The organism is Halogranum amylolyticum (assembly GCF_900110465.1).
GTDB lineage: Archaea > Halobacteriota > Halobacteria > Halobacteriales > Haloferacaceae > Halogranum > Halogranum amylolyticum.
This window is the reverse complement of record NZ_FODV01000004.1, coordinates 107137-121467: the sequence shown is the minus strand read 5'-3', so window position 1 is coordinate 121467 and position 14331 is coordinate 107137. Positions and strand designations below refer to the sequence as shown.

Sequence of the window (14331 nt, the reverse complement as noted above, 5' to 3'; positions counted from 1 at the left end):
ACATACCCCACGCCGGAGTTCGTGGTATGAGCTTAGAGATCGAACACGACTGCCCGGAGTGCGGAGGGTCCCAAGAGTTCTACCGTGCGGCGAGCACGACCGTCCACCTCGGCGAGAAGACGAAGTGGCGATGCACGGAATGTGACTACGGGTTCGTCCTCATCGACGACGTCGTCGACAGCTCCGCGTAGATCGTTCTTTTTGAAGTTTGGTCACGCCCAGACGCCGACCGACGAGCGACTCGTCTCTCCTCGCCCGTTTCGTACACTACATTCGACGATACGAAAGTTCGGAACGACTCCGAAACCGGTCGGCTGGCGGTCGTTTCGTTTCCGCTCGAACAGACAGAGACCGTAGCTGCCGTCGCTACTACCCGCGTGTCGGCGGCAACAGGTCGGCCTGACACTCCCGACAGGTGACCATACTGCAGCGTTCGGTACACGTTCGAACCTCCCCACAGAGTTCGCACTCCACTTGCGTCCCGTACCACTCACACGAAGAGAGCGAGTCGTTCTGGTTTCCGGACCCGAGCATTCTATGGTGGAGACTCGGGTCTCGGACTACTTAGCGCCTTTTTCCAACGATTGTTGACGATAGACGCCGAGTCCGGACGGTCGACGAGACGGAACACGAGCAGGATCAACCGACCCACACCGCGCCGAACGAGTCGAAGAAGTCCTCGCCGGTGTCGACGAGCGTGTGTTCGGCTCGGAACCGACGACAGCGCTCCTCGACCGCCGAGACGTGGGCGTCGAGTCGCTGTCGGTACGACCTGGTCCGCGTCCCGCCGAAGTAGGTCCGAAGCGTCTCTGTCGTCTCCAGATCGCGGAACAGCGTGTCGCCGGTCGGATCCGGTCGGAGTTCGCGCGGCGACAACACCGTACCGACGACGATGCCGCTCCGGCCGAGACCGGCGAGCCCGGCCTCGATGGCGTCCGGGTCGGCGAGGCAGTCGCTCAGGACGACGACGAGCGAGCGACTCCGGACGGTCGACCCGTAGCTGTCGAGTGCGGCTGCGAAGTCACCCTCGCCGCCGGGTTCGACGTCGTTCAGGTGGTCGACGAGTCGGAGTAGCTCCCCCCGGTTCGACCGGCCGGTATCCAGCCGTTCGACCCGGTCGTCGAACAGCGAGAACCGGAAGTCGTTGTTCTCCTCGGCGGTGAGGTAGGCGAAGCCGAGGCCGAGTTTGGCGGCGTACTCGAACTTGTACGCGTCGCCGTCGCCGTAGCCCATCGACCCACTGGCGTCGACGAGCACGTGAACGGTCAGACTCCGCTCGGCCTCGAACTGCTTGACGAAGTACTCGCCCGTCCGGGCGAACAGTTTCCAGTCGACGAGACGGATGTCGTCGCCGGGGACGTACCGTCGGTAGTCGCTGAACGTGAGCCCCTCGCCGACGCTCTTCGAGCGCTGTTCGCCCTGTCGGACCGACGAGCTCTGCCGTTTCAGCGCCGACCGGAACCGGTCGAGCTCGTCGAGGAAGCCGGGGTCGATCATCCGTCGACGGACAGCGAGGCGATGGCGTCGTCGGGCGTCGTCCCCTCCCGTTCGGCGCGGAAGTCGACGAGGATCCGGTGGCGGAGGACGGCCGGCGCCATCGCCTCGACGTCCTCCCAGCTGACGTGTGCGCGACCGCGGAGGAACGCCCGCGCCTTCGCGGCGAGGACGAGCGCCATGCTCGCCCGCGGACTCGCCCCGTACTCGATCGACGGCGCATCACGAGTCGCTCGGACGAGCGAGATGGCGCGGTCGCGGATGTCGCTCGCGATGGGCAGTTCGCGGACGAGCGACTGCATCGTCTGGAGCTGCTGCCGCGAGACGACCTGCTCGACCGCCGGCGTCCCCGACCCCTCGGTGTAGAGGTCGACGATCCGCCGCTCCTCGTCGTACGAGGGGTAGTCGAGGACGATCTTCAGGAGGAAGCGGTCGGTCTGTGCCTCCGGTAGCGGGTAGGTCCCCTCCTGGTCGATGGGGTTCTGCGTCGCGAGGACGAAGAACGGCCGGGGTAACGCGTAGGTCTCGCCGGCGGCCGTCACCTGTTTCTCCTGCATCGCCTCGAGCAGCGCTGCCTGCGTCTTCGGCGTCGCGCGGTTGATCTCGTCGGCCAGCACGACGTTCGCGAACACCGGTCCCTCCTCGAAGACGAACTCCCGGCCGTGTTCGTTCTCCCGGATGATCTCGGTTCCAGTAATGTCTGAGGGCATCAGGTCCGGCGTGTTCTGGATGCGCGAGAACTCGAGGTCGACCACCTCCGAGAGCGCCCGTATCATCGACGTCTTGCCGAGGCCGGGGTTCGACTCCAGCAGGGCGTTGCCGTCACACAGCAGACAGACGAGCAGCTGTTCGATCACCGCCTCCTGTCCGACGATGCGCTTGCCGATCTCCGTGCGCACCCGGTCGAGTCGTTCCTGCAGTCGGTCGATCTGGTCGTCGGTCGCCGCCATCGCGTCGCCGTTGGTCTGTGGGTTGTCAGGCATTGGTCTCGTTACGGAGTTCGAGGTTGTAGTCGCGGATCAGTTCGGAGTCTTCCAGTCGTTCTGCGGCGCTGAAGCCGGCCTGCTGGCTCTCGACGTCGCCCGAGGGGACGCCGCCGGCGTCGTACGACGACGAGGCACCGCCGGGCGGCGCGTCGCCCTCTCCGGCCCCCGAGATGCGGGCGTCGATCTCGTTGTCGCCCGCCGAGACGTTCTCGGCCGCGCCGAGCACTTCGCTGCCGTCTCGCAGGCCGTCGTACGAGGGGTCCGCCTCGCTGTCCGCCGACGAGTCACCGCCGCCGAGATCGAGGTCGACGACGGCGACCTGGATGCTGGCGACGCTCAACACCAGTACGACGACGAGCGTGAGCGACAGTCGTCGGAGGTCGACGAGGTCGACGCTCGAGGTCTCTCTGAGACGGGCGAGCACCTCGACGTACAGCACGCGAGCCATCCGCGAGTCGCGGTCGGCGGCGACGGCGTCGCGGGCGGTCCGCAGCAGCTCGGAGACCGACGGGTTCGCCGCCTCGAACTGCTCGACGATCGGACGGCGACGTCTGACCGCGAACTCGACGCCGCCGACGAGTAAGCCGACGCCGACGGCGACGAGCGTCGTCCCGGGGAGCGTGCCGTCCACGAGGAACGGTCCGAGCGGCCACTCCGTCCCGAAGAGGTGAAAGGCGAGGTTCACGAGCAGCGTCGCGAGCGCGGCGTCGACCACGCTGTAGACGACGGCGATCTTGAGCCCCTCTCGACGGATCTCGCGGAGCGCCTCGTCGACAGCCGTGCGCGGCGACTGCGTTTCGGCGAGCCGCTCACCGCCCGTCGCGGTGTCGGAACCGGCGACGGCCGTTCGGGTTCCGGTGCCCGTCGCCGTCCCGGTCGCCCCAGATGCGTCCGACCCGCCGTTCATGTCGAACACTCCTGGGGCCGCTCGCCCTCGATGGAGCCGCAGACGCTCCCGAGCGCCGACTCCAACTCGTCGACGCGCGACTCGAGTCGGTCGACCTCGGCGGCGAGTTCGTCGCGCTCGTCGGCGACTGCGTCCCGTTCGTCTTCGAGCGTCTCGACGCGCGACTCCAACTCCTCCCGTTCGCTCGCCGCGGCGTCACGCTCCTCGCGCGCCGCTTCGAGTTCCGCTTCGGCCTCGTCGAGTTCCGCCTCCGTCTCCTCTAACTCCGACTGCGTCGCCGACAGTTCGTTGATCGTCTCGCTGAGCTGTTTTTCGGTGCCCTCGAGTTCGTTCGACACCTGGCCGACGTCGCCCTGCGTGCTCTCCAGCGTCTCGTTGGCCTCCTCGAGGCGGTCTCGCGTCTCGCCGAGTTCCGCCTTCGTCGCAGACAGCTCCTGTCGTAGCTCTCGGTTCTCCGTGCGGAGCTGTTCGTTCTGGTCGTCGAGTTGGTCCGTCGAGTGCTGGTAGAACAGCGACGCTCCGGCGGTCCCCGCGACCGCGAGGACGACGAAGACGACGAGCGCGAGGTTGATCGATCGCCCGAGATAGCTCATGTGAGACCACTCTCGTTGGTCGTGTGGTTGGTGTAGACTCTCATACGCCGTGTTAGCACCTCGATTAGGTAGACCGCCAGTCCGACGACGAGGAACAGCCAGTCCCAGGTGCGTTCGACGTCGCGGACGCGGGTCGACTGCTCCCGCGCGAACGCCGCGATCTCTGCGGCGTCGTTCGGTCCGAACTGCCGCCCGTCCGTCGCTCGGACGAGTTCGGACAGCTCCCGACTCTGTCCGAAGGCGGCGTACTCCGAGCGGTAGTTGACCGCGTACGACGCGCCGAACAGCGATCCGTACCCCGCCTCCGACGGCGTCACCGTCGCCTGGTAGGTTCCGGGAGCGACCTGCCGAAGCGACACGTCGTCGCTTGCGGGTGCCTCGGGACCGCGATACGTCACCGTCGTCGACTGTCCGACGCGCGTGTCGGTCGCCTCGGCGACGTTCGTCGCCTTGCGCTCGGGGTCGCCGATAACGTAGTTCGTCGACTTCGTGAGCAGCAGCGAGTCGGGCTCCGTCAGCAACCCGTCGAGCGTCCCCTGATCGTCGTAGGCGGTGATGGTGGCGACGCGGCCGAGGCCGTACCGCCACGAGGCGACCGCCGGCTTGCCGGAACTCGACGCGACGAGGTAGTCCGCGCCGCTCCGAACCGACACGTCGTTGTTCTTCGGTGGGTCCGCCGTCAGTTCGACGCCCGACGTGACGAAGGAGTCGCGGTCGACGACGGTCAGTGCGTTGCCCTCGTAGCGCCGTGAAGAGCCGCCGAACAGCAGGCGTAGGCGGTCGGTGTCGGTCGCGCGGAAGTAGCTCCCGCCGGACGCCTCGGCGATGCGCTGGAGGTGTGCCTCGTTGGGGTTGCCGGTGCCGACGGCGACGATACGGACGCCGCGCTCGCCGAGTCGCTTGGCGGCCGCCGCCGCCGGGCCGACCGACCCGCGGCCGTCGCTGACGAGGATGATCGAGCCGCGTTCGTCGCCGAGCAACTCCTCGGCACCCAGGATGCCTCCGGCGATGTCGGTGCCGCCGCCGCTCTCCAGTCGACGGATGCGGTCCGCCACTCGCTCGCGGTTCTCCGAGAGGGGAGCGAGGTCGGCCACCTCGTAGGCGTTGTGGTTGAACCCGACGACGCCGACGGCGTTCTCGTCGCCCAGCTGCTCCAGCGCGTCGAGGGAGACGGCCTTCTGGACGCGCATCCCGTTTTTCGAACTGCCGGAGACGTCGATCGCGAGCACGAGGTTCGTGCTCCCGCCGACGCTCTCGCCCATCGTCACCGGTAGCATCGACGCCACCGACGACCCCTCGTAGCCGCCGTTCTCGAAGGAGTTGTCGCCGCCGACCATCAACAGCCCGCCGCCGTCGATGACGAACTTCTGGAGACTGTCGACGTCGCCGATACCCTCGGCGGGGACGTCCTGGACGACGACCGCGTAGTACGGACTGAGATCCTCGGGGACCGACTCGACGCGCTCGACGTCGTAGATCTCCTCCAGATAGCGGCCGAACGGGTAGTCCTGCTTGGCGACGTAGAGGAGCTTCGGCTGTTCGACCACGCGGACGGTCTTTCTGAAGACGTCGTTCTCGGCGACGCCGTCGCCGGACTCGATCTGTGCGGTGATCCGATGTGAGCCGGTCTCCTCGAAGGTGTGCGAGAGCTCGACGCGACCCGCCTCCGCCACCGACCGCTCGAGCACCGTCTCGTCGTCGACGGTGACGACCAGCCGAGTCTCGTCGTCGAGGTTCACGCCGTCGACGCCGACGAGGAAGCTGTTGTCGACGCCGGCGCTGGTCTTCGCGGGACCGGAGACGTCGACGGAGCGTTCGCTCCGCCACGGGTCGAGTCGCACCGACGCCACCGTCGCGTTCAGCGACGTAGCGAGTTCACCGGCGTCGGCGAGGCTCCGCCCCTCCGTCACTCGGCCGTCGCTGACGACGACGACCGTCCCGTTCTCCCGGAGGTTCGCGGCGATCCCGTCGCCGAGCGGCGAGCGCGTCCCCTGGCCGATGGTGGCCGTTGTCACCGGGACGCCCTCCGCTTCGATGGCCTCGGCGAGGCGATCGCCCGCGTCCGGCATCACGTCCATGCTCTCGGAGTCGTCGACGAGCAGCGTCACGCGCGGGTCGCCGGTCGCCTGTGACCGCTCGACAGTGTAGGGACCGGCGGCGGCGACGACGAGACAGCAGACGACGAGCACTCGCGAGACGGTCAGCAGTCGGCGACTGCGCGCCGTCGCCGTCCCCGTCGCGTCCCGGTAGACGAGTGCCCACACCGCGAGCAGGCCGAGCGGCACCGCGAGCAACAGCAGCGGTCTCGCGAACCCGACGGTGACGCCCTCGACGACGGTCTCCCACGCGTCGAACAGTCCCGACTGGAGCACGGCGAGCGCCCACATCACAGATCACCCCGCCGTCGGAGATAGCCGAGTTCGACTATCGACACCGTCAGTCCCGCGAGGACGACCCACTCGGTGACCGGATCGGGGACGCGCCGCTCCTCCTCGCGGCCGCCGGCGACGCCGTCGTCGCGCGAGTCGAGCGGGTCGGCGACGACGGCCGACTCGGCCTCGCTGGTCAGCGAGACGCCGTACCGACGGTCGCCGACCTCGTAGAACCCCGCCCGGTCGAGTCGGACCGCGCGCGTGGTCACCTCTCCGTTCGGCGTCGTCACGGTCGTCTCGTTCGCGAACCGAAGGACGTCGCCGGCCGGACGGTTCAGCGTCGGCAGCGGGTCCCGGCCGGCGAGGTGGAACACCGCACGTTTCCAGAACACGGGGTACTGGTAGTTGTGCTTGAACGACGAACTGTCCTCGACGTAGCCGTAGTAGAGCACGCGCCCGCCGTTCCGTTCGGCGGTCGCGATCAGCGGCGACCCGTCGGCGAGACCGACGAGCGTCCGGGTACCCTCCTTGGGGCGAGCGGCGAACGCCCGCTCCGGCGGCGGGAAGTTGACGTCGCGGGTGAGTTCGTCGCCCGCGACGCCGCCGACGGAGGTGACGTTGGCCGACTCGCCGACCTCGACCGGGAGCAGTTGCGAGTAGCGGTTCGGCATCCCCTCCTGGGCCTGGAAGACGACGCCGCCGCCTCGCTTCAGCGCCTGTTTACCGTCGTCGACGTTCCCTTGGAGCAGTCGCCCCGACTCGATGTTGCTGTAGACGACGACGTCGTACGTCTCCTCGACGTTCGCCGGCGGCGAGCGCACCGTGAGGTTCACCTCGGGGACGACCGAGAGCGCCGTCGCGAGATAGCGGTTGCGGTCGTTCGTCAGGAGCAACACGTCGACGGTCGCCTCCTCGGGGGCGGCGACGGAGACGGCGTCGTCGGTGGCGAAAGAGTCGCCCGGCGTCAACTCGGCGGTGCCGCCGCCGGTCGGAATCGGCAGCGTCACGGTCGTCACGTCGCCGGCGCCGAGCGCGAGCGTCCGCCGCTGGCCGCCGAACGTGAGCGTCCGCTCGACCTCGCGGTCGGCGTAGTTCTTCACCGTCAGCGTCACCTCCGCACCGCTGAACGATCGGTCGACGATACCGACGTTGTCGTCGCCGCCGCCGGCGAACTGCCGCAGGTCGACGAGGAGACCGCGGGCCCGGGCCGACTCGACGGCGTCCTCCCACCCGCTCTCGTCGGCGAAGTCGCTGAGGACGACGACGCGAGCGCCGTCGCCGGCGACGGCCGCCGCCTGTGCGATGCCGTCGCGGAGGTCGCCCTCGACGTCGGTGACCGCGAGGTCGCCGAGCGTCCGTCGCGCCTCGTCGGGCGTCCCGTCCCGGACGGCCATCTCGCCCTCGCGACCGACGAAGACGACCGACGTGGTGCTACTCGTCTCTCGGCGAGCGGCGGCGACGGCCCGGTCGAACCGAGTCGCGTCGCCGTCGACGGTCGCCATGCTGGCGCTTCCGTCGACGACGAGCACCGTCTCCTCGACCGTCTCCGACTCCGAGACGAGCGTGTACGGCGTCGCCAGCGACGTCGCCAGCAGGATCAACACCGCTAGCTGGAGCAGCATGAGGAGGCTACGACTGAGTCGCTGGAGGACGGGGTTCGACGCGTCCTCCCCTCGCTTCTCGCGCAGGAAACGCAGCGTCGGGAGGTCGATCTCCCTGGGGTCGGGACGGATGAGATAGAGCAGGACGACGGGAACCGTCGTCAGGAGCGCGAGAAGCGCTATCGGAGAGAGGAAGATTCCGTCGAGGACCATAGTCTGTTTTCACGACGCGTCTCCATATGACGTTTGCGCAACAGTATGTAAAAAACGACTTTCTTAGAGTCTTGAACGTCCGATACCGGGAGAACCGAGAACGCGGTCGCGTGGCTCGTCGCTACTCGGCGTCGTCGAGCGCGTGCCACGACAGCCGCGGGTCGCGCGCCGCGCTCACCTGGTCGATGCGGCGAGCGGTCGTGCGCTCGGGGGCGGCGGCGAGCGTCTCGTCGTCCTCGCCGTGAGCGGCGTTGAACGCGGCCGCCAGGTCGTCGAGCGTCTCGCGGTTCTCGATCTCGGTCGGCTCGGTGAGCATCGCCTCCGGAACCATCTCGGGCCACTTCGTCGTCGGCGGGTGGACGCCGTAGTCCAACATCCGTTTGGCGACGTCGGCGGCGTCTTGGTCGCCTGCAGTCGCGGCGAACTCGTGGTGGAACGGGCCGTAGGGGATGTCGTACTCGATCTGCGAGCCGAGGTAGTTGGCGTTGAGCACGGCCTTCGCGCTTGCGTCCGCGAGTCCCGCGTCGCCGAGACGGGCAATGTAGGCGTAGGCCTTCACGAGCACCAGCCAGTTACCGTAGAAGCCGTGGACCTTCCCGATCGACCGTTCGGGGTCGAACAGTTCGAAGCCGCCGTCGTTCCGTCGGACCTGCGGCCGCGGGAGGAACTCGGCGAGGTCCTCGACGACGCCGACCGGCCCCGCTCCGGGGCCGCCGCCGCCGTGAGGCGTCGCGAACGTCTTGTGGACGTTGTAGTGCATGATGTCGAACCCCATGTCGCCGGGGCGCGCCCGCCCCAGGAGCGCGTTGAGGTTCGCGCCGTCGTAGTAGAGCAGACCGCCGGCGTCGTGGACGATCTCGGCGATCTCGGTGATGTCGCGTTCGAACAGGCCGACCGTGTTCGGGTTGGTCAGCATGAGCGCGGCGGTGTCCTCGCCGACGGCGGCCTCCAGTGCGTCGAGGTCGACGCGGCCGTCCTCGCCGGAGGGGAGTTCGACCACGTCGTAGCCGGCCATCGCCGCCGTCGCGAAGTTGGTGCCGTGGGCGCTGGCGGGGATGACGACCTCGCTGCGGTCGTTCCCCTGTGCCTCGTGGTACGCCTTCGCGACGAGGATCCCGGTGAACTCGCCTGCGGCACCCGCCGGCGGCTGGAGCGTCACTGCGTCCATCCCGCCGATGCGGGCCAGATAGTCCTGCAGGTGATAGAGCATCGCCAGCGTCCCCTGCATCGACCGCTCCGACCGGTCGGGGTGGATGGCCGCGTTCGGGTCGGCGGCGACGTCCTCGGTGAACTTCGGGTTGTACTTCATCGTACAGCTGCCGAGCGGGTAGGGCCCCGTCTCGACGCCGTAGTTCATCTGCGAGAGTCGCGTGTAGTGTCGCGCCAACTCGGGTTCAGAGAGCTCGGGCAGCTCCAGCGAGTCGCGGGTCAACTCGTCCGGGAGCGGCGAGTCGTCGCCGATCTCTACCTGCGTACTGTCCTTCTCCGAGAGGAGCGGTTCGTACTCGCCGTTCTCCGTGAATCGTGCTTGGTCGTACATTCAGGCCACCTCCTCGCACGCCATGACCAGCGCGTCCGCACGGTCGGCGTTCACGTCCGTGATACACACCTGTATCTCGTGTTTGCCGACGACGTGGACGGCGAACCCTTCGGACTCGAGGTCCTCGGCGACGGCCGCCGCCGGTTGGTCGGTGTGAGCGACGAACTCCCGGAAGTGATGGCGGTCGTGGACCGGTGCCTGCACGCCCGACACCTCGTCGAGTTTCGCGGCGAGTGCCTGCGCGTCGCGGACGCAGTCCTCCGCGAGGTCGACCAGCCCCGAGGGGCCGAGCGACGCCGCGTGAATCGCCGCGCGGAGCGCGACCCACGCCTGGTTCGTGCAGATGTTGCTCGTCGCACGCTCCTTCCGGATGTGCTGTTCGCGCGTCTGCAGGGTGAGGGTGTACGCGCGGCGGTCGCTTTCGTCCTCGCTGACGCCGACGAGTCGCCCCGGCACCTGCCGGAGGTACTCCTCGCGCGTGGCGAACAGGCCGAGACCCATACCGAAACTCGTCGGCATCCCGAGCGCGTCGGCCTCGCCGACGACGACGTCGGCACCGACGCTCGCAGGCTCCTGCAGCAGCGAGAGCGCGACGACGTCCGACCCGAGACAGAACAGCGCGTCGACGTCGTGGGCGAGATCGCCGATCTCGGCGAGGCGCTCCTCGACGGTCCCCCGGACGGTCGGGTTCTCGGCGTACACCATCACGGTGTCGTCGCCGACGGCGTCGGCGAGTGCGTCGACGTCGACGTTGCCGTCGTCCATCGGATACGTCTCGAGCGTGAGGTCGGTGCCGTCGACGTAGTTCTCGACCACGTCGCGTTTGCCCGCCCGCAGCGACTCGGGGAGGAGCACCGTCGTCCCGGAGGCCTGTCGGACTCGGTCGGCGAGGCGTGCGGCCTCGGCGATTCCCGTCGCCGCGTCGTACATCGAACAGTTGGCGACCGGCAGCCCCGTGAGTTCGACCAGCATCGACTGGTACTCGAAGAGCACCTGCAGGAACCCCTGCGTGATCTCGGGTTGGTACTGCGTGTAGCTGGTGAGGAACTCCGAGCGCAGCGACAGGTGGTCGACGACCGAGGGGACGTAGTGGCTGTAGTGGCCGCGACCGAGGAACTCCGTCAGGTCGTCGTTCTTGGCGAACAGCCGCGAGAGCTCGCCACGGAGGTCGCGCTCGCCGCGCGCCTCGATACCGAACTCGCCGGTGAAGGCGACGTCGTCGGGGATGTCGAACAGCGCCTCCTCGCTGTCGACGCCGACGGCGTCCAGCATCGCGGCCGTCTCGTCCGCTGTGTGGGGGGCGTACGGGCTCCCCCGTTCGTGTCGCGTCATTCGATCTGCTCGCGGTACTCCTCGGGCGACAGCAGTCCGTCGAACGCTCCCCCGTCGCTCGGGTCGACTTCGAGCATCCAGCCGTCGCCGAACGGGTCGGTGTTGACGAGTTCGGGCTGGTCGAACAGCGCCTCGTTGACGGCCGTGACCGTCCCCGAGACGGGGCTGTAGAGGTCCGAGACGGCTTTGATCGACTCGACGACGCCGAACTCCTCGCCTTCCGTCACCTCGTCGCCCTCGTCGGGGAGTTCGACGAAGACGACGTCGCCGAGTTCGTCTTGGGCGAAGTCGGTGATGCCGATGCGGACGGTGTCGTCGTCCGTGCTCGTCCACTCGTGCGATTCCATGTAACGCAGGTCGTCAGGTACTTCGAAGCTCATTGGTTCAGAAATGGGGTTTCGGTTACTTTCGCGCGCTTTGCTCGACCGCGGACCACGACGTCGACGCGCGTGCCGGGGTCCGCGTACTCGACCGGGAGATAGCCCAACGCGATCGGTTCTTCGAGCGTCGGACTCATCGTCCCGCTCGTGACGTGGCCGACGACGTGGCCCTCCTCGTCGGTGACGTCGTAGCCGTGTCGGGGGACGCCCCGGTCGAGCAGTTTCAGCCCGACGAACGTCGCTTCGACGCCCGCCTCCTGCACCGCGGCGAGCGCGTCGCGGCCGACGAACTCGGTGTCGAGAGCGACGGTGAAGCCGACGTCCGCCTCGTACGGGTTCCGCGGCTCCGACTCGGGGTCGAAATCCTGTCCGGAGAGCAGGAAGCCCATCTCGATGCGGAGCGTGTCGCGTGCGCCGAGGCCACAGGGCTGACAGTCGAAGGCGCTCCAGACGTCCTCGGCGGCGTCCCACGGACAGAGCACCTCGAACCCGTCCTCACCGGTGTAGCCGGTTCGCGCGACGAGACAGCGTGCGCCCTCGATCTCGGCCCACGTCGCCTGGAACTTCGCGAGGTCGAGGACGTCCTCGGCGACGTCACCGGCGGCGTCGCCGACGAGGTCCGGCGAGTCGGGCCCCTGGACCGCGAACATCGCCCACTCCTCGGTGACGTTCTCGACGACCGCATCGAGCTCCCACTCGTCGCGGAAACTCGTCCATCGGCCGTGCATCTCCTCGTCGTGGCCCGCGTTCGGGATGAAGAGATACGTCGGGTCGTCAGCCTCCGTGTGCTCGGCGTCGAGCGGGAGCCGGTAGACGACAGTGTCGTCGAGGATGGTCCCCTCGTCGTCCGTGATGGTCGAATACTGTGAGTCGCCGGGGTCGAGTCGAGTCACGTCGTTGGAGGTGAGTCGTTGCATCAACGCGGTGGCGTCCGGTCCGGACACCCGAATCTCGCTCATGTGCGAGACGTCGAAGATGCCCGCCGATTCGCGAACCGCGGTGTGCTCCTCGCGGATGGAGTCGAACTCCACCGGCATATCCCACCCGCCGAACTCCGTGAACTTCGCCCCGCGACCGTCGTGTACTGCTCGCAACGGCGGCTTACGAAGGGCCATATCTCTGCGTTGGTTCGGGGGAAGTAATGCTTTGGTATCTCGGACGATTGTGAAGGAGGTGTTATACACACAAGTGTATACTGCCTCGTTAACGACGGCCCATATGGGCGAGTTCGTGTCAATTATTGCGTCGCTCTTTGCACGAACGCGTATACGAGACTTCACGTCACCGACTGCGTGACCCGACCGCAGCGGCTGACGTCGTGCATAGCTTTAAGTTGATTCGGACCGTAGTATTTACTATGATTGTTGCAAACTCTTCTACGCACGCTCACGACGACGCCGACGCCATCGACACCACTCGCCGCACGGCTCACTTCGCCGAGATGACGCGGGCGATGCAGCACTAGTAACCGAGAGCGCGGTGGGTGAACAGCCCGAACCGTTCGGAAACATGGAGAGTCGGGGAACCTGTTATCGAGGGAACCGTTTTGTCCTCTCGCTTCGTAACACTCTCGTTAGGCGTCCCAGCGCCAGTGACTCATATGGCAGACAAACCACACCAGAATCTCGCAATAATCGGACACGTCGACCACGGGAAAAGCACACTCGTCGGTCGACTCCTGTTCGAGACAGGATCCGTCCCAGAACACGTGATCGAGCAGCACCGCGAGGAAGCAGAAGAGAAGGGCAAGGGCGGCTTCGAGTTCGCCTACGTCATGGACAACCTCGCCGAGGAGCGCGAGCGCGGGGTGACCATCGACATCGCCCACCAGCGGTTCGACACGGACAAGTACTACTTCACCATCGTCGACACGCCCGGTCACCGCGACTTCGTGAAGAACATGATCACGGGCGCGAGTCAGGCGGACCACGCCATCCTCGTCGTCGCCGCCGACGACGGGGTCGCCCCGCAGACTCGCGAGCACGTGTTCCTCTCGCGCACGCTCGGGATCGAGACGCTCATCATCGCTATCAACAAGATGGACGTCGTCGACTACAGCGAAGACACCTACAAGGAGGTCAAAGAGGAGGTCCAGAACCTCCTCAAGCAGGTGCGGTTCGACTCCGACGACGCGCGGTTCATCCCGATCTCCGCGTTCGAGGGTGACAACGTCTCGGAGCACTCCGACAACATGTCGTGGTTCGACGGCCCGACCATCCTCGAGGCGCTCAACGACCTCCCGGAGATGTCGCCGCCGACGGACGCGCCGCTTCGCGTCCCTATCCAGGACGTCTACACTATCTCCGGCATCGGGACGGTGCCGGTCGGCCGCGTCGAGACGGGCATGCTGAAGACGGGGATGAACGTCTCGTTCCAGCCGTCGGGCTCCGGCGGCGAGGTGAAAACCATCGAGATGCACCACGAGGAAGTCCCCGAGGCGGGCCCCGGCGACAACGTCGGGTTCAACGTCCGCGGCGTCGGCAAGGACGACATCCGCCGCGGCGACGTCTGCGGGCCGGCCGACGACCCGCCGAAGGTCGCCGAGACGTTCCAGGCGCAGATCGTCGTGATGCAGCACCCGTCGGTCATCACCGCGGGTTACACGCCGGTCATCCACGCCCACACGGCGCAGGTCGCCTGCACTTTCGAGTCGATCGATCAGAAGATCGACCCGAAGACGGGCGAGGTCGCCGAGGAGAACCCGGACTTCATCAAGGCCGGTGACGCCGCCGTCGTCACCCTTCGCCCACAGAAGCCGCTGAGCATCGAACCCTCCTCGGAGATCCCGGAACTCGGCTCCTTCGCCATCCGCGACATGGGACAGACCATCGCCGCGGGGAAGGTGCTCGAAGTCCACGAGAAGTAAGCGCCCCAGCGCAACACCGAGTTTTTTTTGGTCGAACGACCGAGAGC

12 protein-coding genes are annotated in these 14331 nt (G+C 67.3%); 2 read left to right on the top strand and 10 right to left on the bottom strand.

Translation table 11 applies throughout. The features are described from left to right. Nucleotides 1-26 precede the first annotated feature (26 nt). Entirely contained in the window at nucleotides 27-191 is a 165-nt protein-coding gene (locus BSG17_RS26930) for a DUF7838 family putative zinc beta-ribbon protein (RefSeq protein WP_170864765.1), read from the top strand. A gap of 448 nt (nucleotides 192-639) precedes the next feature. Here the strand turns inward: BSG17_RS26930 and BSG17_RS09205 are convergent, their stop codons facing one another. From BSG17_RS09205 to gcvT, 10 genes are all read right to left on the bottom strand, one after another. Beyond that, nucleotides 640-1497, bottom strand: coding sequence for a DUF58 domain-containing protein (locus BSG17_RS09205; RefSeq protein WP_089823282.1), 858 nt, complete (start codon nucleotides 1495-1497; stop codon nucleotides 640-642). Then, on the bottom strand, nucleotides 1494-2477 hold the full coding sequence (locus BSG17_RS09200; protein WP_244531508.1) for an AAA family ATPase: 984 nt from the start codon (nucleotides 2475-2477) through the stop codon (nucleotides 1494-1496). The genes BSG17_RS09205 and BSG17_RS09200 overlap by 4 nt, the downstream gene beginning before the upstream one ends. Beyond that, nucleotides 2470-3387 carry a DUF7502 family protein gene (locus tag BSG17_RS09195; RefSeq protein ID WP_139246579.1) on the bottom strand — a complete coding sequence of 306 codons (918 nt, stop codon included), beginning with the start codon at nucleotides 3385-3387 and terminating at the stop codon, nucleotides 2470-2472. The genes BSG17_RS09200 and BSG17_RS09195 overlap by 8 nt, the downstream gene beginning before the upstream one ends. After that, nucleotides 3384-3980, bottom strand: coding sequence for a hypothetical protein (locus BSG17_RS09190; protein ID WP_089823277.1), 597 nt, complete (start codon nucleotides 3978-3980; stop codon nucleotides 3384-3386). Before BSG17_RS09190 ends, BSG17_RS09195 begins: the two co-directional genes overlap by 4 nt. Continuing rightward, nucleotides 3977-6367 carry a vWA domain-containing protein gene (locus BSG17_RS09185; RefSeq protein WP_089823275.1) on the bottom strand — a complete coding sequence of 797 codons (2391 nt, stop codon included), beginning with the start codon at nucleotides 6365-6367 and terminating at the stop codon, nucleotides 3977-3979. The genes BSG17_RS09190 and BSG17_RS09185 overlap by 4 nt, the downstream gene beginning before the upstream one ends. Further along, nucleotides 6367-8166 (bottom strand): vWA domain-containing protein, encoded by a 1800-nt coding sequence (locus BSG17_RS09180; protein WP_089823273.1) that lies wholly within the window; start codon nucleotides 8164-8166, stop codon nucleotides 6367-6369. Before BSG17_RS09180 ends, BSG17_RS09185 begins: the two co-directional genes overlap by 1 nt. A gap of 121 nt (nucleotides 8167-8287) precedes the next feature. Continuing rightward, nucleotides 8288-9706 (bottom strand): aminomethyl-transferring glycine dehydrogenase subunit GcvPB, encoded by a 1419-nt coding sequence (gcvPB, locus tag BSG17_RS09175; RefSeq protein ID WP_089823271.1) that lies wholly within the window; start codon nucleotides 9704-9706, stop codon nucleotides 8288-8290. Beyond that, a complete protein-coding gene (gene gcvPA, locus BSG17_RS09170; protein ID WP_089823269.1) occupies nucleotides 9707-11038 on the bottom strand; it encodes an aminomethyl-transferring glycine dehydrogenase subunit GcvPA in 1332 nt (443 codons plus the stop codon). Continuing rightward, a complete protein-coding gene (gcvH, locus tag BSG17_RS09165) occupies nucleotides 11035-11418 on the bottom strand; it encodes a glycine cleavage system protein GcvH (RefSeq protein WP_089823267.1) in 384 nt (127 codons plus the stop codon). Before gcvH ends, gcvPA begins: the two co-directional genes overlap by 4 nt. Beyond that, entirely contained in the window at nucleotides 11415-12533 is a 1119-nt protein-coding gene (gene gcvT / locus BSG17_RS09160; RefSeq protein WP_089823265.1) for a glycine cleavage system aminomethyltransferase GcvT, read from the bottom strand. The genes gcvH and gcvT overlap by 4 nt, the downstream gene beginning before the upstream one ends. Before the next feature lie 485 nt (nucleotides 12534-13018). Between gcvT and tuf the strand changes: the two genes are divergently transcribed. Beyond that, nucleotides 13019-14284, top strand: a complete 1266-nt coding sequence (gene tuf / locus BSG17_RS09155; protein ID WP_089823263.1) for a translation elongation factor EF-1 subunit alpha — start codon at nucleotides 13019-13021, stop codon at nucleotides 14282-14284. Nucleotides 14285-14331 lie beyond the last annotated feature (47 nt).

Excerpts from the sequence above, each read along its gene's own strand:
- BSG17_RS09195 (WP_139246579.1), bottom strand. The coding sequence starts at position 3,387 with ATGAACGGCGGGTCGGACGCATCTGGGGCGACCGGGACGGCGACGGGC.
- BSG17_RS09205 (WP_089823282.1), bottom strand. The coding sequence starts at position 1,497 with ATGATCGACCCCGGCTTCCTCGACGAGCTCGACCGGTTCCGGTCGGCG.
- gcvH (WP_089823267.1), bottom strand. The coding sequence starts at position 11,418 with ATGAGCTTCGAAGTACCTGACGACCTGCGTTACATGGAATCGCACGAG.
- BSG17_RS09200 (WP_244531508.1), bottom strand. The coding sequence starts at position 2,477 with ATGCCTGACAACCCACAGACCAACGGCGACGCGATGGCGGCGACCGAC.
- BSG17_RS09180 (WP_089823273.1), bottom strand. The coding sequence starts at position 8,166 with ATGGTCCTCGACGGAATCTTCCTCTCTCCGATAGCGCTTCTCGCGCTC.
- gcvPB (WP_089823271.1), bottom strand. The coding sequence starts at position 9,706 with ATGTACGACCAAGCACGATTCACGGAGAACGGCGAGTACGAACCGCTC.
- BSG17_RS09185 (WP_089823275.1), bottom strand. The coding sequence starts at position 6,367 with ATGTGGGCGCTCGCCGTGCTCCAGTCGGGACTGTTCGACGCGTGGGAG.
- BSG17_RS26930 (WP_170864765.1), top strand. The coding sequence starts at position 27 with ATGAGCTTAGAGATCGAACACGACTGCCCGGAGTGCGGAGGGTCCCAA.
- BSG17_RS09190 (WP_089823277.1), bottom strand. The coding sequence starts at position 3,980 with ATGAGCTATCTCGGGCGATCGATCAACCTCGCGCTCGTCGTCTTCGTC.
- gcvT (WP_089823265.1), bottom strand. The coding sequence starts at position 12,533 with ATGGCCCTTCGTAAGCCGCCGTTGCGAGCAGTACACGACGGTCGCGGG.
- gcvPA (WP_089823269.1), bottom strand. The coding sequence starts at position 11,038 with ATGACGCGACACGAACGGGGGAGCCCGTACGCCCCCCACACAGCGGAC.
- tuf (WP_089823263.1), top strand. The coding sequence starts at position 13,019 with ATGGCAGACAAACCACACCAGAATCTCGCAATAATCGGACACGTCGAC.